Origin of the sequence: Sulfuricaulis limicola (assembly GCF_002355735.1) — a bacterium.
GTDB classification, from domain to species: Bacteria; Pseudomonadota; Gammaproteobacteria; order Acidiferrobacterales; family Sulfurifustaceae; genus Sulfuricaulis; species Sulfuricaulis limicola.
In genome coordinates this window covers 2,239,990-2,258,714 of the sequence record NZ_AP014879.1, presented here as the reverse complement: position 1 = coordinate 2,258,714, position 18,725 = coordinate 2,239,990, and the positions used below count along the sequence as shown (strand labels likewise).

The following is an 18,725-nucleotide window of genomic DNA, read 5'->3' as shown; positions in this document are numbered from 1 at the left end:
CGGGCTCAGGCCCGGAGATCGGAGACGAGGTGGGCGAGGTCGGTGCGCTGGGTATCGAGGATGAGTTTGCGCGCCGCGTGGCGGTCGTAGCGATTCAGATGCTCGGCGATGTCGCGTACCCGGTCGGACTCATGCCGGCGGTGGTGCACCAGGGCGAGCTCATACCAGGCATGCCCTTTTGTGGGCTGCAGGCGCGCCGCCTCCTCGAGGGCCTTGATCGCATCGTCGAGCTGGCCGAGCGCGGCGTGGCAGCGCCCCAGGCCGTACCAGGCCTGATCGAACCGCGGGCTCAGGTGCACCGCTTCGCGAAAGGCGTCGATGGCACGGGCCGGGTTTTTGTTATGGTCGTGCGCGAAACCGAGGTTGTACCAGACGCCGGCGTCCCGCGGCCGCAGAGCAGCGGTTTGTTCCAGCAGCGGCAATGCCCTGTCGAGGTCGCCGCGTCCGACCAGCAAATAGGCCAGCGCGTGCGCCGCGCGCGCGAAACTCGGGTCCAGGCCCAGCGCCGCGCGCAGTTCGGCGATGGCCCGTTCGGGCTGTTTGAGAAGCCGGTACAGTCGGGCGCGCAGGTAATGACGCCAGGCATCCATGTTCACGGGACGGTATTCCACCGGTGCAGGGGCGCCCATTGTGCGGCGTGGCGCGTGGCGGGACAAGGGTTTGGCGTCATGGCTTGAGCCAATGCGCCTGCCTGTGCACAATCGGCGTCAACCGGATGTAATAAATAGTTAATGAGGAGGGCGAGTCATGTCCGAAGAGAAGATTTATGACGTCCCCGCCGATGTCGTCAGGCGCGCACACATCGACAACGGCAAATACCTGGAGATGTACGAACGCTCGGTGAAAGACCCCGACGGCTTCTGGGCCGAGCAGGCCAGGGCCTTCGTCACCTGGTCCAAGCCCTGGAGCCAGGTCAGCAACTGGAGCTACGACGCCAAAAATCTGCACATCAAGTGGTTCGAGGGCGGCAAGCTGAACGTTTCCTGGAACTGCCTCGACCGCCATCTGGAGAAGCGCGGCAACCAGACCGCCATCCTCTGGGAAGGCGACGACCCCAGGGAAGACAAAAAGATCACCTATCGCGAATTGCATGCCGAGGTATGCAAGCTCGCCAATGTCCTGAAGCGCCGCGGCGTGAAGAAGGGCGACCGCGTCTGCATCTACATGCCCATGATTCCGGAGGCGGCGGCGGCCATGCTGGCCTGCGCGCGCATCGGCGCGGTGCACTCGGTGGTGTTCGGCGGATTCTCGCCCGAGTCGCTCAAGGACCGCATCCTCGATTCCGACTGCCGCGTGGTGATCACCGCCGACGAGGGCGTGCGTGGCGCCAGGAAAGTCCCGCTCAAGGCCAACACCGATGACGCGCTCACGCACTGCCCGAATGTGCATACCGTGATCGTCGTCCGGCGCACCGGCGACAAGATCGCCTGGGACGCCAGGCGTGACGTGTGGTATCACGAGCAAATGGCGCAAAGCTCCGCGGATTGCGCCCCGGAGGAGATGGACGCCGAGGACCCGCTGTTCATTCTTTATACCTCCGGCTCGACCGGCAAGCCCAAGGGCGTGTTGCACACCACCGGCGGCTACCTGGTCTATGCCGCCATCACGCACAAGCTCATCTTCGATTATCACGATGGCGACATCTACTGGTGCACCGCGGATGTCGGCTGGGTCACGGGACACACTTATATAGTCTATGGACCCCTGTGCAACGGCGCGATCACGCTCATGTTCGAAGGCGTGCCGACCTATCCCAACGCCTCGCGCTTCTGGGAGGTGATCGACAAGCACAAGGTGAACATCTTCTATACCGCGCCGACGGCGATCCGCGCGCTGATGCGCGAGGGCGAGGCGCCGGTGAAGCGCACCTCGCGCCAGTCGCTGAAACTGCTCGGTACCGTCGGCGAACCGATCAATCCCGAAGCCTGGGAATGGTATTACCACGTGGTCGGCGACGCGCGCGTGCCGATCGTGGATACCTGGTGGCAGACCGAGACCGGCGGCATTCTCATCACGCCGCTGCCGGGCGCGACCCGGCTCAAGCCGGGATCGGCGACGCGTCCGTTCTTCGGGGTGATGCCGGCGATCATGGACGACAAGGGCAAGCTGCTCGAAGGCGAGTGCAGCGGCAACCTGGTGATTACCCGTCCCTGGCCGGGACAGATGCGCACGGTGTACGGCGATCATCAACGCTTCGTCGACACCTATTTCAGGACCTACCCGGGCATGTATTTCACCGGCGATGGCGCGCGCCGCGACAAGGACGGTTATTACTGGATCACCGGGCGCGTGGACGACGTGCTGAACGTCTCCGGGCACCGTCTGGGCACGGCCGAGGTGGAAAGCGCGCTGGTGCTGCATCCCACGGTGGCCGAGGCGGCGGTGGTCGGTTGTCCGCACGCCATCAAGGGTCAGGGTATATATTGTTACGTCACCCTCAAGGTCGGCGTGGAATCCAGCGAAGCCCTGAGAAAAGAACTGGTGCAGCAGGTGCGCAAGGAGATCGGCCCCATGGCCACGCCCGACGCCATCCAGTGGGCGCCGGGCCTGCCCAAGACCCGTTCCGGCAAGATCATGCGCCGCATCCTGCGCAAGATCGCGGCCAACGAGCTCGACAATCTCGGTGACACCACGACCCTGGCCGATCCCTCGGTGGTGGACGACCTGATCAGGAATCGCGTGCGTTCGTAGCGGCGACGTCGGTCCACGCGCACCCGGCAAAGACCGACGGATAAATGGCTGACACAAGCCGCCCGGATTGAATAGAATGTGTCGACCTCAACCGGGCGTTCCGCCCGGAATCGCGAAAAGGAAGGCGGATTGAGCCAGTCCCGTAACGGTGCAGCCGGCAGTGAAGTCCTGGTGGACATACAGGATGTTCATTTTTCCCGCAGCGAACGCCCGATTCTCAAGGGTATCCATATGCCGATCCGCCGGGGTCAGGTTACCGCCATCATGGGTGGCAGCGGTTCTGGTAAAACCACGTTGCTGAATCTCATCGGCGGGCGCATCAAGCCGGACCGTGGCACGTTGACAGTGGACGGCCAATCGGTGCCCGATCTCAAAACCAAAGAGCTCTTTGAACTGCGCAAGCGCATGGGCATGTTGTTTCAGTCCGGCGCGCTGTTGACCGATCTTTCCCTGTTCGAAAATGTGGCGTTCCCCATCCGCGAGCACACCAAATTGCCGGAATCGCTGCTGCGCAAGGTGGTGCTGATGAAGCTGGAGGCCGTGGGCCTGCGCGGCGCGCGCGATCTCATGCCTTCGGAACTTTCCGGCGGCATGCAGCGGCGCGCGGCGCTGGCGCGCGCGATCGCGCTGGAACCGATGATGATCATGTACGACGAGCCGTTCACCGGTCTTGACCCGATCTCCAAGGGCGTGATCGCCAAACTCATTCGTGAACTCAACCAGAGTCTCGGTATCACATCGATCGTGGTTTCGCACGACGTCGCCGAGACCTGCATGATCTCCGATTACGCCTATCTCATCGGCGATGGGCGGATCATCGGCGAGGGCACGCCGGCCGAGGTGCAGAAGTCCGGCTCCGAGCATGTCCGCCAGTTCATGGACGGACTTCCCGACGGTCCGGTGCCGTACCAGTATCCGGCCGGTGACTATGTTGAAGACCTGATGAAAAACGTCGCATGAACACCATTCGCACCCTCGGCGGCATCGTGATCAACAGCGTCGAGCGCCTCGGCCGCGCCTCGATGTTTCTCTACGAAGTTGTCACCGGCTCGTGGGAACTGCTGCGGCGTTTTTATCTGGTGGTGCAGCAGGTCTACGCCGTCGGCGTGCTCACGCTCCTGATTATCCTGGTATCGGGTCTGTTCGTCGGCATGGTGCTCGGCTTGCAGGGCTACAATACGCTGGTCAAGTTCGGTTCAGCCAACTCGCTCGGTTTGCTGGTAGCGTTGTCACTGGTACGCGAACTCGGGCCGGTGGTGACGGCGCTGTTGTTCGCCGGCCGCGCCGGTTCGGCGCTGACGGCGGAGATCGGACTGATGAAGGCGACGGAGCAGCTCGCCGGCATGGAGATGATGGCGGTTAATCCCGTCACGCGCCTCATTGCGCCACGTTTCCTCGGCGGCGTGATCGCCATGCCCTTGCTGGCGGCGCTGTTTTCCGCCATCGGCGTATTGGGCGGGCATTTGATCGGCGTCGGTCTGCTGGGCGTGGATGCCGGTGCTTTCTGGTCGCAGATGCAAAACGGCGTCGACTTTTACGACGATATTCTGAATGGTGTTGTCAAAAGCCTCGTGTTCGGCGTGGTGTGCACCTGGATCGCGGTGTTCGAGGGTTATGACGCGGTGCCGACGTCGGAGGGCGTGGCGAGCGCCACCAATCGCACGGTGGTATATTCTTCACTCGCGGTGCTGGGTCTGGATTTCGTCTTGACCGCTTTGACTCTGGGAGACGTCTGATCATGTTAAAAAGAAATACGCTGGAATTGTGGGTCGGGCTGTTCGTGGCGGCGGGAATCCTGGCGCTGGCCATGCTTGCCTTCAAGGTCGGCAACCTCACCACCGCGGACGTTGTCGACGGTTACAAGATCAAGGCGAACTTCGACAACGTCGGCGGTCTGAAGGTAAAGGCGGCCGTGACGGTTGCCGGGGTGCGTGTCGGGCGGGTCACGGGCATTGCGTTTGACAGCAACAAGTATCAGGCCATTGTCACGATGGATGTCGACGGGCAGTACAAGAACATCCCGGCGGACAGCACCGCCAACATCCTGACCTCGGGGCTGCTGGGCGATCAGTATATCGGCATTGAACCCGGCGGCGAGGAAGTCTATCTAAAGGATGGCGACACCATTTTGCGCACGCAATCGGCCCTGGTGCTCGAAAAACTGGTCGGGCAGGTGATCTTCAACAAGGCCAGCGAAGCCGAGCCGCCCAAATAGCGCGTCGCCAAGGAGCGCCCATGAACAGAATTATCCCCGTCATCCTGTTTCTGGTTCTGGCCTTCCCCGCCCAGGCGGCGGAGCTGGCGCCGGACCAGATCGCGCGCAACGCCACCGACAAGATCGTGGCCCTGCTCAAGGCCAACAAGGCCGAGTACGGCCGTGATCACAAGAAGCTCTACGCCATGGTGGACGAGCATGTCCTGACGCATTTCGATTTCCGCGCCATGTCGCGCACCGTGCTGGGACGCCATTGGCGCGCGGCCAGCGAGGACCAGCGCGCGCGGTTCGTCGCCGAGTTTCGCGACCTGCTGGTGCGTACCTACGCCACGGCGCTGCTCAAGTACAACGACGAAGAGATCGTCTACCTGCCGTTTCATGCCAGCCCGGATGACCGCACCGCCACGGTGAGGTCGGAGGTCCGCCGCAAGGATGGCGGGCCACCGATCGCCATCCAATACGGTTTCTACCGCACCGACAACACCTGGAAGGTGTATGACGTGACGATCGAGGGCGCGAGCCTGGTATCGACGTATCAAACGACTTATGCCACGCGCGCGCAGAAGGAAGGCCTCGACGCCCTGATCGCGAGCCTGGCGCAGGACAACAAGGCCGCCGCCACCGGCAAGACGGCTTCCAACGGCGGCAAGGCGGACGGCAAGGCGGGCGCCACACCGTGAGCGAGAACGGGTTTGCGCCTCGCGGCGGAGGCGTGTTCGAACTGTCCGGGCAGCTGACGTTTCAGACCGTGCCCCGGTTTCAGGAGCACATCGGCACCGTGCTTCAGGGCGACCCGCAGCCGGTGACGATCGATATGCAGGGAATCTCGCTGGCTGACAGCGCCGGCCTGGCGCTGATGATCGAATGGTTGCAACGGGCGCGCGCCGCGCAGCGCGAGATCGTTTTTGCCAACATCCCGGAGCAGGTACGGCAGCTGATCCGTGTGAACGGTCTTACCCAGGTTTTTAGAATCAAAAATGGACAGGATTAGCAGGATTTACAGGATTAAATCTTGGAATTTTTTAGTGATTTTTTCTTTTCAATCCTGTTAATCCTGTAAATCCTGTCTATTCATAATTTTGTGTCGGCAATCTCGATTTCCGGGCTGCACAAGCGCTATCCCCGCGTCCACGCGCTCGACGGCATAGACCTCGCCGTCGAGCGCGGGGAATTCTTCGGTCTCCTGGGCCCCAACGGCGCCGGCAAATCCACCCTGATCAATATCGTGGCGGGACTGACCCGTTTCGATGCCGGACGCGTGAGCGTGCTGGGCCATGACGTGGTGACGGACTACCGGAAAGCCCGTCGTCTCATCGGCGTGGTGCCGCAGGAACTGACCTACGATCCCTTTTTCAACGTGCGCGAGGTGTTGCGCATCCAGTCGGGTTATTTCGGCCTGCACAAAAACGACGCCTGGATCGACGAGCTGCTGGCGGCGCTGATGCTGACCGAGAAGGCCGGCGCCAACATGCGCGCACTATCCGGCGGCATGAAGCGGCGCGTGATGATCGCCCAGGCGCTGGTGCACCGGCCGGAGGTGGTGGTGCTGGACGAGCCGACCGCGGGCGTGGACGTGGAGCTGCGCAAGTCGTTGTGGGCCTTCATCCGCCGCCTGCACAGCGAGGGCCATACCATCGTGCTGACGACGCATTACCTGGAGGAGGCCGAGGCCTTGTGCAATCGCATCGCCATCCTGAATCGCGGAAGGCTGGTCGCGCTCGATACCAAGCCGGCGCTGCTGGCGCGGGGCATCGGCCGCACGCGCCGGGTCTGCGTCACCACCGAACAGCCGCTGGCGGGCCTGCCCGGGGCGCTGGAGCAAAAAGTCCGGCGCCGTGACGGCCACATGGTCGAGTTGCAGCTCGACAAGGGCACCGACTCCGTCATGGCGGTGCTCGACGCCTTGCGCGCCCATGGTGCCGTGATCACCGACCTCAACATGGAAGGCGCCGATTTGGAGGACGTGTTCGTGGAGCTGACGCGGGGCAAATAGACGTGATTATTGCATTTAATATTTTTGAAACGCTGATGAACGCAGATGAAAAAAGAGATAAACGCGGATTAGCTCATATCAATTCTTGTTTTATCTGCGTTCATCTTAATATAAATCCGCGTTTATCTGTGGTTCCATAATTAATATGAATCTGATCGGGTTCTATACCCTTTTTTACAAGGAAGTGCTGCGCTTCGGCAAGGTGCTGCTGCAGACCCTGATCGCCCCGGTCATCACGGCGCTGCTGTACCTGCTGGTGTTCGGGCAGGTGTTCGAGGGGCGGGTGCAGGCCTTTCCCGGCGTGAGCTACACCATGTTCCTGATCCCCGGTCTCGTCATGATGTCGGTGATACAGAACGCCTTCGCCAACAGCTCCTCGAGCCTGATTCAGTCCAAGGTCACGGGCAATATCGTGTTCATGCTGCTCACGCCGCTGTCGCACCTGGAATTTTTTCTGGCGTTTGTGCTGGCGGCGGTAGTGCGCGCGGTGCTGGTGGGTGTGGGGGTGTATCTGGTGGCGCTGGTTTTCACGGCCGTGCCTGTCAAGCACCCGGGTTTCATCCTGCTGTTCATGCTGCTGAGCAGCGCCAGCCTGGGTGCTCTCGGCGTCATCGCCGGCGTCTGGGCCGAGAAGTTCGATCAGCTGGCCGGGTTCCAGAATTTCATCATCCTGCCCCTGTCGTTCCTTTCCGGAGTGTTCTACTCGATCCATTCACTGCCGGTGTTCTGGCAGAAGCTGTCGCATTTCAACCCGTTTTTCTACATGATCGACGGCTTCCGTTACGGTTTCTTCGGCGTGTCCGACGTCGTGCCGTCCCACAGCCTCGTGATCGTGGCGCTGTTCCTGGCGGTTCTGTCCAGCGTCACGCTGCTGTTGCTCGGGAGCGGTTACAAGCTGCGCGACTGAAACCCTGCCGTCGGGGAGCGTCATGCGGCCGCCGGGAACCGAGCCGGCACTGACCGGTCCATGAAGGGAGACCCGCCGGTTGCGCACGTTCCTTCTCTCATATATATGATCAACGGGGCCGGGCCGGCGCATCACGCCGCGGTTTCCTATCCCTTAAGGGTATATCTCTTGAAATGGCCGGGAGCGGCCGCATAATGAGGCAGCAATGATGCAACCGGAAGAAATCAAGCAGATGATCGAGCGCGGCCTGCCGGGCGCGCGCGTATCGGTGACCGGCGACGGCCATCACTTCGAGGCCGAGGTGGTCGCCAGCGAATTCGCCGGCAAAAGCATGCTGCAGCAACACCAGATTGTTTACCGCACGCTGGGCGGCAAAATGGGCAACGAGATTCACGCGCTATCCCTGCGTACCCTGACGCCCGGCGAATGACGCAGGCCCGACCGGCAGCATCCCTTTCACTGAAGCGACAAGAGGACGGCATGAACGTACAAGACAGAATCCGCGAGCAGCTTTCCGGCGACAAAATCGTGCTCTACATGAAGGGCACGCCGCAGTTCCCGCAATGCGGTTTTTCCGCCAAGGCGACGCAAATGCTGGGCGCCTGCGGGGCGAAATACACCAGCTACGACATCTTGATGGACCCGGAAATCCGCCAGGGCCTCAAGGAATACTCGAACTGGCCGACCTTTCCCCAGCTGTACGTCAACGGCGAACTGGTCGGAGGCTGTGATATCATGACCGAGCTGTTCCAGAAGGGCGAGCTGCAGAAGCTGGTTGCCAAGGCGACGGGTTGAACGTCGGCCGTATTGACCGGACAAAAGCCGCCTGCTGGCGGCTTTTGTTTTTTTGCGGCAAAGAGAATTTGCATACATGGACAAACTGATAGTTACGGGCGGCAGCGCACTGCGCGGCGAGATAAAAATCTCGGGCGCGAAGAATGCCGCGCTGCCGGTGCTGGTGGCCTCGCTGCTGACCAGCGAGACGGTGAGCATCGGCAACGTGCCGCACCTGCAGGACATCACCACGACCATGGAACTGCTCGGCCGCATGGGCGTGCGCCTGGTGGTCGGCGACAAGATGGTGATTGAAGCCGACTCGAGCCAGAACACCTCGGTATGCGCCCCGTATGAACTGGTGAAAACCATGCGCGCCTCGATCCTGGTGCTGGGCCCGCTGCTGGCGCGTTTCGGCGAGGCCGAGGTGTCGCTACCCGGCGGCTGCGCCATCGGTTCGCGCCCGGTGAACCTGCACATCAAGGGTTTGCAGGCCATGGGCGCGGAGATCAATCTCGATGGCGGCTATATCCGCGCCAAGGCGAAACGCCTGAAGGGCGCGCGCATTTTCATGGATCTCGTTTCCGTCACGGGCACGGAGAACATCATGATGGCGGCGACGCTGGCGGATGGCACCACGATCATCGAAAACGCCGCGCGCGAACCGGAAGTGGCCGACCTCGCCCGCTGTCTCAACTCCATGGGCGCGCGCATCACGGGCGCGGGCACGGACGAGATCGCCATCGAGGGCGTGCAGCGTTTGCACGGCGCCGTGCACGAGGTCATCCCCGACCGCATCGAAACCGGAACCTATCTGGTCGCCGGCGCCATGACCGGCGGCAGCGTGCGCCTGCGCAACACGCGCCCCGACCTGTTGCAGGCGGTGCTCGACAAGCTGCGCGATACCGGCGCCGTCATCGAAACCGGACCGAACTGGATCAGTCTCGACATGCAGGGCAGGCGTCCCCGGGCCGTCACGGTGCGCACCGCGCCGTATCCGGCGTTCCCCACGGACATGCAGGCGCAGTTCATCGCCATGAACGCGGTGGCCGAAGGCAGCGGCACGGTCACGGAAACGATTTTCGAGAACCGTTTCATGCACGTTTACGAATTGCAGCGCATGGGCGCGAAGATTGAAATGGAAGGCAACACGGCCATCGTGACCGGTGTGCCGCGCCTGAAAGGCGCGCCGGTGATGGCGACCGACCTGCGTGCCTCGGCCAGCCTCGCGCTTGCCGGCCTGGTGGCGGACGGCGAGACCGTGGTGGACCGCATCTATCACATCGATCGCGGCTATGAATGTATTGAAGAGAAGCTGGCGCAACTGGGTGCGCGCATCCGCCGTGTGCCGGGAGAACACGCGGCTCGGGCGGCGCGCCAGCAGACGGCGTGAACCATGACCACCGCGCTCAATATCGCCCTGTCCAAGGGGCGGATCCTGGAAGAGGGTCTGCCGCTGCTTGAACGCGCGGGTATCCGTCCTACCGAGAATCCACTCAAGAGCCGCAAGCTCATCCTCGACACCAACCTGCCCGAGGTGAAGCTCACCATCATCCGCGCCGCGGACGTGCCGACCTATGTCCAGTTTGGCGCCGCCGATCTGGGCATCGCCGGCAAGGATGTGCTGATGGAATACGAGGGCGACGGCCTCTACGAGCTGCTGGACTTGAAGATCGCGCGCTGCCGCATGATGGTGGCCGAGCCCAAGAGCCTGGCCTCGCGTGACGATCCCGACAGCTGGACCCGTTTGCGCATCGCCACTAAATATGTCAAAACCACGCAACGTCACTTCGCCGCCAAGGGCATCCAGACCGACATCATCAAGCTCTACGGTTCGATGGAGCTGGCGCCGCTTGTGGGCCTGTCCGACCGTATCGTGGACCTGGTGGATACCGGCAACACCCTCAAGGCCAACGGCCTGGCCGAGGTTGAGCACATCGCCGACATCAGCGCCTGGCTCGTGGCCAACCGCGCCTCGATGAAAATGAAACAACAGGCGCTCAAAAGCCTGGTGAACCGGCTGGAGCAGGCGGTCGCCTGACCGACCTCATGAGCACCCTCAACCTGCGCCAGTTCAGCACGCGCGACGCCGGTTTCGAGCGCGAATTCGCGCGCCTGCTGGACCGCACGCCGGAGGCCGACCCGAAAGTCGAGGCCACGGTGAAGGAGATCATCGCCGACATACGGGCCCGCGGCGATGTCGCCCTTGTCGAATACACCCGGCGCTTCGACCGCCGCCAGCTGACCTCGGTGGCGGAGCTCGAGATTCCGCGCCAGCAGCTGCGCGAAGCGGCGCGCGCACTGACCAAGGAACAGTACGATGCGCTGGCCAACGCCGCCGAACGCATCCGCGCCTATCACGAGCGCCAGCGTACCGAATCCTGGAGCTATACCGAACCCGACGGCACCCGCCTCGGGCAGCAGGTGACGCCGATCGAGCGCGTCGGTCTCTACGTGCCCGGCGGCAAGGCCGCCTATCCCTCGTCGGTGCTTATGAACGCGATCCCGGCCAAGGTGGCCGAGGTGCATGAACTGGTCATGGTGGTGCCGGCGCCGGCAGGCGAGCTCAACCCGCTGGTGCTGGCCGCGGCGCATCTGGGCGGCGTCGAACGGGTGTTCACCATCGGCGGCGCGCAGGCGGTGGCGGCGCTGGCCTATGGCACGGCCTCCGTTCCCAGGGTCGACAAGATCGTCGGGCCGGGCAACGTGTACGTCGCCACGGCCAAACGGCTGGTGTTCGGCGCGGTCGACATCGACATGATCGCCGGTCCCTCCGAGATCGTGGTGCTGTGCGACGGCCGGACCGATCCCGAGTGGATTGCCATGGACCTGTTCTCGCAGGCGGAGCATGACGAGGACGCGCAATCCGTTCTCATCAGCCTCGACGCGGCCTATACCGCGAAAGTGCGCGCGGCCATCGAAAAGCTGCTGCCCGGCATGGAACGGCGCGACATCATCCGTACCTCGCTCGAGGCCCGCGGCGCGCTGATCACCGTCGCGAATCTCGATGAGGCGCTGGCGCTGGTGAACCGCATCGCGCCCGAGCATCTCGAACTGTCGCTGGAAAATCCCGAAGACGCCGCCAAGCGCGTGCGCCACGCCGGCGCGATTTTTCTCGGGCGTTATACCGCCGAGGCGGTGGGCGATTACTGCGCCGGTCCGAATCACGTGCTGCCGACCTCCGGCACCGCGCGCTTTTCCTCGCCGCTGGGCGTGTACGATTTCCAGAAACGCAGCAGCATCATCCAGTGTTCGGCCGACGGCGCCTCCAGTCTCGGCCGCACCGCCTCCGTGCTCTCGCGCGGCGAGGGCCTGACGGCGCACGCGCGCTCGGCGGAGTACCGGATAAAAAAATAATTTGAACCGCCAAGACGCCAAGGACGCCAAGAGATTGAAATGTTTTTAATCTCGCTTTCCTTGGCGTTCTTGGCGTCTTGGCGGTGAGATGCTTTTAGATGAGTAATTCAATCGAGAAAAAAATCTTGCAACTGATCCGTCCGGAGATCCGGGCGCTCAAGGCCTATCACGTGCCCGACGCCACCGGTCTCATCAAGCTCGACGCCATGGAGAATCCCTATTCCTGGCCGGAGGCAGTGAGACGCGAATGGCTCGACACGCTGCAACAGGTCGCGCTCAACCGCTATCCCGACCCCGATGCGCGGCGCTTGCGCGAGCGGCTGCGCGCCGCGCTCGACGTGCCGCCGGGCATGGAGCTGATGCTGGGCAACGGTTCCGACGAACTGATTCAGATCATTCTCATGGCGGTTGCGAAGCCGGGTGCGGTGGTGCTGGCGCCGGTGCCGACCTTCGTCATGTACGACATGATCGCTACCTTTACCGGCATGAAATTCGCGGGCGTGCCGTTGCGGCCCGATTTCTCGCTCGACCTGCCGGCCCTGCTCAAGGCGATCGAGACGCACCGGCCGGCGGTGATTTTTCTTGCCTGGCCGAACAACCCGACCGGCAATCTGTTCGCGCGCGAGGATGTCCTGCGCGTGATCGAACAGGCGCCGGGGTTGGTGGTGCTGGACGAGGCCTATCATGCCTTCGCCGGCGAGAGCTTCATGGACAGGCTGGGCCGGCACGACAATCTGCTGGTGATGCGCACCCTGTCCAAGCAGGGGCTCGCCGGACTGCGTCTCGGCGCGCTCGCGGGTCCGCGGCCGTGGCTCGAGGAATTCAACAAGGTCAGGCTGCCCTACAACATCGGGGTGCTGACGCAGGCGAGCGCGGAATTCGCGCTGGCGCAGCTCGTGCTCCTGGATGAACAGGCGCGTCAGATACGGGCCGAGCGGGACCGGCTTTTCAAATCGCTGAACGCCCTGAAAGGCGTACAGGCCTGGCCGAGCCGGACCAATTTCATCCTGTTCCGCGTGGAGGGCGATGCAGACCGGGTATTTGCCGGCCTGCGGACACACGGCGTGTTGATCAAGAACCTGAACGCGGCCGGTGGCATGCTCAGGAACTGCCTGCGCGTGACCGTCGGTATGCCCGAGGAGAACGATTCTTTCCTCAAGGCGCTTGAGGCGTGTCTCTGATTCGTCTATGTATTATTGGTGTGATACCATAAAAATCACGAATCCCCCGGAGAAACTTCGTGTCCAGCCGGCGCGCGGAAGTTACGCGTAACACCAAGGAAACCCAGATCACCCTGTCCGTGAACCTGGACGGCACTGGCACGTCCCGCATCGATACCGGGCTGCCGTTTCTCGATCACATGCTGGAGCAGGTGGCGCGGCATGGTCTGATTGATTTCGCCCTGGTGGCCAAGGGCGACCTGCACATCGACGCGCATCACACCGTCGAGGACATCGGCATCACCCTGGGCCAGGCCTTCGCCAGGGCGGCCGGAGACAAGAAGGGCATCCGCCGTTACGGCCACGCCTACGTGCCGCTCGACGAGGCGCTGTCGCGCGTGGTGGTCGACTTCTCGGGACGTCCCGGTCTGGAATATCACGTCGATTTTCCGCGCGCGCGTGTGGGCGAATTCGACGTCGATCTGGTGCACGAGTTTTTCCAGGGTTTCTGCAACCATGCCCTGGTCACGCTGCACGTGGATTGCCTGCGCGGCAAGAACGCGCATCACAATGCCGAGACCATCTTCAAGGCCTTCGGGCGGGCGCTGCGCATGGCGCTCGAAGTCGACCCGCGCGCCCCGGATGTCGTGCCATCGACGAAAGGAAGTTTGTAATAATTTATTAACCGCCAAGGCGCCAAGGACGCCAGGATGTTTTGTGATCCGATAAATATGCTTTCTTGGCGTCTTGGCGGTTCAAATTAATATGAACACGGTCGCGGTCATTGATTACGGTATGGGCAATCTGCGCTCGGTGTGCAAGGCGATCGAGCACGTGGCGCCGAAGGCACGCGTTCAGCTCGCGGCCTCCGCCGCGGACATCCGCACCGCCTCGCGCGTGGTGTTTCCCGGCCAGGGCGCCATCGGTGGTTGCATGACGGCGCTCGAATCCGGCGGCCTGCGCGAAGCAGTCCTGGAAGCGATGCACTCCAGGCCCTTTCTCGGCATCTGTCTCGGTCTCCAGGCCCTGTACGATTTCAGCGAGGAGGGCGGCGGCACGCCGTGCCTGAGCCTGCTCGCGGGTTCCGTGAAACGCTTCCCGGCGGAAAAAATGACCGACCAGGCCACCGGACTGCCGCTGAAAGTGCCGCACATGGGCTGGAACCAGGTGCATCAAACCTCTCCGCACCCGATATGGAACGGCATACCGCAGGACACGCGGTTTTATTTCGTGCACAGCTATTACGCCGACTCGGCCGACGCGCCCGACATCGCCGGCGAGACTACGTATGCATTGCGGTTTACCTCGGCCGCGGCGCATGCGAATATTTTCGCGGTCCAGTTTCATCCGGAAAAAAGCCAGCGCCCCGGACTGCGCCTGCTGGAGAATTTCATGTCCTGGGACGGAAAGCCCTGAATAATATTTTTGAAACCGCAGATAAACGCGGATGAACGCAGATGAAAAGAAGCAAAATGTCAGTTTGTTTCAATATCTGCGTCCATCCGCGGTTTCCAATTCTTGAATAAATCATATCCTCTATGCTCGTAATCCCCGCGATCGACATCAAAGACGGTAAATGCGTGCGCCTGCGTCAGGGGCGCATGAACGATGCAACGGTTTTTTCCGACGACCCGGTGGCGATGGCCAGGCGCTGGGTGGAAGCCGGCGCGCGACGTCTGCACATCGTCGATCTCAATGGCGCGGTGGCCGGCAAACCGGTGAACGCCGCGGCCATCCAGGCCATCCTGTCCGCCTTCCCGGAGATGCCGGTGCAGGTGGGCGGCGGCATCCGTGACGAGGACACGATCCAGGCTTATCTCGACATGGGCGTGCGCTACGTGATCCTGGGCACCAAGGCGGTGAACGCGCCGCATTTCGTGAGCGATGTATGCACGGAATTTCCCGGCCACATCATCGTCGGGCTCGACGCCAAAGACAGCAAGGTCGCCATCGACGGCTGGTCCAAGCTGTCAGGCCACGACGTGGTGGACCTGGCGAAGAAATTCCAGGACGACGGTGTCGAGGCCATCATCTACACCGACATCGGCCGCGACGGCATGATGACCGGCGTCAACATCGAGGCCACCGTAAAACTGGCGAATGCGATCTCCATCCCGGTCATTGCCTCCGGCGGCATCACCAACATTGACGATATCCGCAGGCTGTGCGAGGTCGGCGAGGCCGGCATCGTCGGCGCCATCACCGGACGCGCCATCTATGAAGGCACGCTCGATTTCGCCGCGGCCCAGAAGCTCGCGGACGAGATGACAAAAACAAAATAGACAGGATTAACAGGATTCACAGGATTAAATCTGGAATTCCTTTATTTTAATTTTCTAATCCTGTTAATCTTGTAAATCCTGTCCATTCAATTTTTCTCATGGGCCTCGCCAAACGCATCATTCCCTGCCTCGACGTGGACAACGGTCGCGTCGTCAAGGGCGTGAAGTTCGTCGAAATCCGCGATGCCGGCGATCCAGTCGAGATCGCGCGTCGTTACGACGAGCAAGGCGCGGACGAGATCACCTTCCTTGATATCACCGCCTCGTCCTCCAACCGCGAGACCATGGTGCACGTGGTCGAAGCCATGGCCAGTCAGGTTTTCATTCCGCTCACCGTCGGTGGCGGCATCCGCAAGGTCGAGGACGTGCGCCGCATGCTCAATGCCGGCGCCGACAAAGTGTCGATCAATACCGCGGCGGTGTCCCGACCCGAGTTCGTCCGGGAAGCCTCCGGTCATTTCGGTTCGCAGTGCATCGTCGTGGCGATCGACGCCAAACAGGTCGGGCCGGGCCGGTGGGAGGTGTTCACCCATGGCGGGCGCAAGGCCACCGGCCTCGATGCGCTGGCCTGGGCCCGGAAAATGACGGAATACGGCGCCGGTGAAATTTTGCTGACCAGCATGGATCGTGACGGCACCCGGGACGGGTTCGACCTTGGATTGACGCGCGCCGTGTGCGACGCTGTCAGCATCCCCGTGATCGCCTCCGGCGGCGTCGGCAATCTCGATCATCTGGTGGCGGGCATCACCCAGGGCCATGCCGATGCTGTGCTGGCCGCCAGCATTTTCCACTTCGGGGAATACACCGTCGCGCAGGCCAAGCAGCGCATGGCTGAGGCCGGCATTGAAGTAAGGCTGTAGCCACAACCCCCTCCGCGCATAGGCGCACCCAATTCCTGTTATTATTCCGCCATGAGTGAATCATGGCTCGATGCCGTAAAGTGGAATGCCGAAGGCCTGGTCCCCGTCGTTGCGCAGGAGGCCGGCAGCGGCAAGGTGCTGACGCTGGCATGGATGAATCGCGAGGCGCTGGCGGCGACGGCCCGGGAGCAGCGCGCGGTGTACTGGTCGCGCTCGCGCAGGAAACTGTGGCGCAAGGGCGAGGAGTCGGGGCATGTGCAGGCAATCAAGGACATCCGCCTCGACTGCGACAACGACGCCGTGTTGCTGATCGTGGAGCAAAAGGGCGGCATCGCCTGTCATACCGGGCGCGAGCGCTGTTTTTACCAGCAGTTGCAGGACGGGCGCTGGGTGACGGTCGAGCCCGTGATAAAAAGTGAACAGGAAATCTACGGCAGGAAATGACATGTCCGACGTCCTGAAGAAACTGGCCGCGGTGCTGGAGGCGCGCAAGGGCGCCGATCCACAGAGCTCGTATGTCGCCGGTCTGTACGCCAAGGGGCTGGATGCCATCCTCAAGAAGGTCGGCGAGGAAGCGACCGAGACCGTGCTCGCCGCCAAGAGCGGCGAGCGCGCGAAAATCATTCACGAGACCGCCGACCTGTGGTTTCACACGCTGATTATGCTTGCACAGACGGGACTGAAGCCGGATGATATCCTGACTGAGCTGGACCGGCGCTTCGGCGTGTCTGGTCTGGACGAGAAGGCCTCGCGCCAGGGACATAAGTAGGACGGCGGCGGTTGCGCCGGCCGCACGGGCATTGGCAAGTCACGAACGGAATTTTCTGGAGAAACAGCATGGGTACTTTCAGCATCTGGCACTGGATAGTCGTACTGATCATCGTGTTGCTGATTTTCGGCACCAAGAAGCTGCGTAATCTCGGCGGCGACCTCGGCGGCGCCATCAAGAGTTTCAAGCAGGCGATGAAGGAAGGCGCCGAACCTGACTCGCCGGAGCCCGGCGAGGGCGATGAAGCCAGGAAGATCAAGAACGACTCCGGCCGCGTGATCGACGCGGAAGTCACCTCCAAGAAGAAACAGAAGAGCTGATCCTTTCCGCCGCCACGGTCACGCGCGATGTTCGACGTCGGCTTTTCCGAACTGGTGGTGGTCGGGCTGATCGCGCTGATCGTGCTGGGCCCGAAACGCCTGCCGGAGGTGGCGCGCACCGCCGGCCGCTGGATGGGGCAGTTGCGGCGTTTCATCGCCGACGTCAAACTGGATCTTGACCGCGAAATCCATGCCGGGGAACTGTCGGAGCTGCGCAAACTCAAGCAGGAACTGGACAGCACCCGCCGCCTGATGCAGAACACCTCGGGCGAACTGATAAAGGGATTCGCGGAAATCAATCCCGATACCGCCGCGCCCACGATCCATTCACCGGAACCGCCCGCGCTCCCGGACACGGTTTCCGCCGACGCCAAGCCCGCCTCCGGCCGGCGCGGCAAAACCCGAAACAAATCCCGGTCCGCGAAGAAACATGACGGAACCCGAAAAGCCCGAAGCCGCTGAGGGCAGCCTGATTTCCCACCTGCTGGAGCTGCGCGACCGCCTGCTCTATGCCGTCATCGCCATCGCCGTGGTGTTCTTCGCGCTGATTCCCTTCGCCGGAGAGGTTTACACGCTGGTGGCGCAACCGCTGATGGGGGTGTTGCCGCCGGGCGCGACCATGGTCGCGACCGAAGTGGCCTCGCCGTTCCTCACGCCCATCAAATTGACGCTGGCGGTGGCCATTGTCATCACGATCCCGTTCCTGCTGTATCAGCTCTGGGCCTTCGTGGCGCCGGGCCTGTACAAGCACGAACGGCGGCTGGTGTTTCCGCTGCTGCTGTCGAGCACCATTCTGTTTTACAGCGGCATGGCGTTCGCCTATTTCGTGGTGTTCCCCATGGCCTTCGGATTTTTCGTGCACGCCCTGCCGCCGGGCGTGACCATGATGACGGACATCCGTTCCTACATGGATTTCGTGTTTTCCATGTTCTTCGCCTTCGGCATCGCCTTCGAGGTGCCGATCGCGGTGATCCTGCTGGCGCGCATGGGCGTGATCGACCCCGAGACGCTGGCCGGGAAGCGGCCGTACGTGATCCTGTGGGCCTTCATCGTGGCCGCCGTCATCACGCCGCCGGACGTGTTCTCGCAGTTTTTCCTGGCCGTGCCGATGATCATCCTGTTCGAGGCCGGGCTTTTCGTGGCGCGCTGGATGAAACGCGCCGCCGACGCCGCCGTGGCCAGCGGCCGGCGCAATCTGACGGACGAGGAAATCGAGGCCGAGTTCAAGAAGCATGACCAGGCCTTTGCCGGCACCGAAGAAAAAAATACCAAGTAAAGCAGTAAGGCATACCCGTTTTCGCCGTTTCTTTCCTGACGAATTTCCGCGCAGCGCAAAAATATCACCGGCAAAATAATGTGCCCGGCCGCAATGCCGGGTGTACCATGGAAATCACGGC

Annotated in this window: 24 protein-coding genes; 23 read left to right on the top strand and 1 reads right to left on the bottom strand. The window is 62.3% G+C overall.

Features of this window, described 5'->3' with window-relative positions; genetic code table 11:
* Nucleotides 1-5: 5 nt before the first annotated feature.
* Complete coding sequence (locus SCL_RS10810; RefSeq protein WP_231969862.1) at nucleotides 6-590, bottom strand: tetratricopeptide repeat protein; 585 nt, start codon at nucleotides 588-590, stop codon at nucleotides 6-8.
* A 157-nt stretch (nucleotides 591-747) separates the two neighbouring features.
* On the opposite strand from SCL_RS10810, the gene acs reads away from it, so the two are divergent.
* The 23 genes from acs to tatC all read left to right on the top strand — a co-directional run bounded on the left by acs (nucleotide 748) and on the right by tatC (nucleotide 18,604).
* Nucleotides 748-2,691, top strand: coding sequence for an acetate--CoA ligase (acs, locus tag SCL_RS10805; RefSeq protein ID WP_096361224.1), 1,944 nt, complete (start codon nucleotides 748-750; stop codon nucleotides 2,689-2,691).
* A gap of 129 nt (nucleotides 2,692-2,820) precedes the next feature.
* Complete coding sequence (locus tag SCL_RS10800) at nucleotides 2,821-3,651, top strand: ATP-binding cassette domain-containing protein (RefSeq protein WP_231969812.1); 831 nt, start codon at nucleotides 2,821-2,823, stop codon at nucleotides 3,649-3,651.
* The gene (gene mlaE, locus SCL_RS10795) at nucleotides 3,648-4,427 is read left to right on the top strand and encodes a lipid asymmetry maintenance ABC transporter permease subunit MlaE (protein ID WP_096361222.1); all 780 of its coding nucleotides are present in this window, start codon (nucleotides 3,648-3,650) and stop codon (nucleotides 4,425-4,427) included. The genes SCL_RS10800 and mlaE overlap by 4 nt, the downstream gene beginning before the upstream one ends.
* A 2-nt stretch (nucleotides 4,428-4,429) precedes the next feature.
* On the top strand, nucleotides 4,430-4,906 hold the full coding sequence (gene mlaD / locus SCL_RS10790; RefSeq protein ID WP_096361221.1) for an outer membrane lipid asymmetry maintenance protein MlaD: 477 nt from the start codon (nucleotides 4,430-4,432) through the stop codon (nucleotides 4,904-4,906).
* Between the two features lie 20 nt (nucleotides 4,907-4,926).
* Nucleotides 4,927-5,586 (top strand): MlaC/ttg2D family ABC transporter substrate-binding protein, encoded by a 660-nt coding sequence (locus tag SCL_RS10785; protein ID WP_096361220.1) that lies wholly within the window; start codon nucleotides 4,927-4,929, stop codon nucleotides 5,584-5,586.
* 32 nt (nucleotides 5,587-5,618) lie between these two features.
* Entirely contained in the window at nucleotides 5,619-5,897 is a 279-nt protein-coding gene (locus tag SCL_RS14285) for an STAS domain-containing protein (RefSeq protein WP_172426028.1), read from the top strand.
* Between the two features lie 90 nt (nucleotides 5,898-5,987).
* Nucleotides 5,988-6,899 (top strand): ABC transporter ATP-binding protein, encoded by a 912-nt coding sequence (locus tag SCL_RS10775; protein WP_096361218.1) that lies wholly within the window; start codon nucleotides 5,988-5,990, stop codon nucleotides 6,897-6,899.
* A gap of 151 nt (nucleotides 6,900-7,050) precedes the next feature.
* Nucleotides 7,051-7,806 (top strand): ABC transporter permease, encoded by a 756-nt coding sequence (locus tag SCL_RS10770; RefSeq protein ID WP_172426083.1) that lies wholly within the window; start codon nucleotides 7,051-7,053, stop codon nucleotides 7,804-7,806.
* Between the two features lie 208 nt (nucleotides 7,807-8,014).
* Nucleotides 8,015-8,236, top strand: coding sequence for a BolA/IbaG family iron-sulfur metabolism protein (locus SCL_RS10765; protein ID WP_096361949.1), 222 nt, complete (start codon nucleotides 8,015-8,017; stop codon nucleotides 8,234-8,236).
* Nucleotides 8,237-8,286: 50 nt separating this feature from the next.
* The gene (gene grxD / locus SCL_RS10760) at nucleotides 8,287-8,601 is read left to right on the top strand and encodes a Grx4 family monothiol glutaredoxin (protein ID WP_096361216.1); all 315 of its coding nucleotides are present in this window, start codon (nucleotides 8,287-8,289) and stop codon (nucleotides 8,599-8,601) included.
* A gap of 76 nt (nucleotides 8,602-8,677) precedes the next feature.
* Nucleotides 8,678-9,973, top strand: coding sequence for a UDP-N-acetylglucosamine 1-carboxyvinyltransferase (gene murA / locus SCL_RS10755; RefSeq protein WP_096361215.1), 1,296 nt, complete (start codon nucleotides 8,678-8,680; stop codon nucleotides 9,971-9,973).
* A 3-nt stretch (nucleotides 9,974-9,976) separates the two neighbouring features.
* Complete coding sequence (gene hisG / locus SCL_RS10750) at nucleotides 9,977-10,621, top strand: ATP phosphoribosyltransferase (protein WP_096361214.1); 645 nt, start codon at nucleotides 9,977-9,979, stop codon at nucleotides 10,619-10,621.
* A gap of 8 nt (nucleotides 10,622-10,629) precedes the next feature.
* A complete protein-coding gene (hisD, locus tag SCL_RS10745) occupies nucleotides 10,630-11,937 on the top strand; it encodes a histidinol dehydrogenase (protein WP_096361213.1) in 1,308 nt (435 codons plus the stop codon).
* Between the two features lie 125 nt (nucleotides 11,938-12,062).
* Entirely contained in the window at nucleotides 12,063-13,118 is a 1,056-nt protein-coding gene (gene hisC, locus SCL_RS10740) for a histidinol-phosphate transaminase (protein ID WP_197702608.1), read from the top strand.
* 59 nt (nucleotides 13,119-13,177) lie between these two features.
* Nucleotides 13,178-13,771, top strand: a complete 594-nt coding sequence (gene hisB / locus SCL_RS10735; RefSeq protein WP_096361211.1) for an imidazoleglycerol-phosphate dehydratase HisB — start codon at nucleotides 13,178-13,180, stop codon at nucleotides 13,769-13,771.
* Between the two features lie 91 nt (nucleotides 13,772-13,862).
* Complete coding sequence (hisH, locus tag SCL_RS10730; RefSeq protein ID WP_096361210.1) at nucleotides 13,863-14,513, top strand: imidazole glycerol phosphate synthase subunit HisH; 651 nt, start codon at nucleotides 13,863-13,865, stop codon at nucleotides 14,511-14,513.
* 122 nt (nucleotides 14,514-14,635) lie between these two features.
* Entirely contained in the window at nucleotides 14,636-15,379 is a 744-nt protein-coding gene (gene hisA, locus SCL_RS10725) for a 1-(5-phosphoribosyl)-5-[(5-phosphoribosylamino)methylideneamino]imidazole-4-carboxamide isomerase (RefSeq protein ID WP_096361209.1), read from the top strand.
* 98 nt (nucleotides 15,380-15,477) lie between these two features.
* Nucleotides 15,478-16,239, top strand: a complete 762-nt coding sequence (gene hisF, locus SCL_RS10720) for an imidazole glycerol phosphate synthase subunit HisF (protein WP_096361208.1) — start codon at nucleotides 15,478-15,480, stop codon at nucleotides 16,237-16,239.
* A 51-nt stretch (nucleotides 16,240-16,290) separates the two neighbouring features.
* A complete protein-coding gene (gene hisI, locus SCL_RS10715) occupies nucleotides 16,291-16,683 on the top strand; it encodes a phosphoribosyl-AMP cyclohydrolase (RefSeq protein ID WP_096361207.1) in 393 nt (130 codons plus the stop codon).
* A gap of 1 nt (nucleotide 16,684) precedes the next feature.
* A complete protein-coding gene (locus SCL_RS10710) occupies nucleotides 16,685-17,008 on the top strand; it encodes a phosphoribosyl-ATP diphosphatase (RefSeq protein ID WP_096361206.1) in 324 nt (107 codons plus the stop codon).
* Between the two features lie 68 nt (nucleotides 17,009-17,076).
* A complete protein-coding gene (tatA, locus tag SCL_RS10705) occupies nucleotides 17,077-17,328 on the top strand; it encodes a Sec-independent protein translocase subunit TatA (protein WP_096361205.1) in 252 nt (83 codons plus the stop codon).
* 27 nt (nucleotides 17,329-17,355) lie between these two features.
* Nucleotides 17,356-17,790 (top strand): Sec-independent protein translocase protein TatB, encoded by a 435-nt coding sequence (gene tatB, locus SCL_RS10700; protein WP_096361204.1) that lies wholly within the window; start codon nucleotides 17,356-17,358, stop codon nucleotides 17,788-17,790.
* Nucleotides 17,759-18,604: a twin-arginine translocase subunit TatC gene (gene tatC, locus SCL_RS10695; protein ID WP_096361203.1), complete on the top strand. Its 846-nt coding sequence runs from the start codon at nucleotides 17,759-17,761 to the stop codon at nucleotides 18,602-18,604. Before tatB ends, tatC begins: the two co-directional genes overlap by 32 nt.
* Nucleotides 18,605-18,725 lie beyond the last annotated feature (121 nt).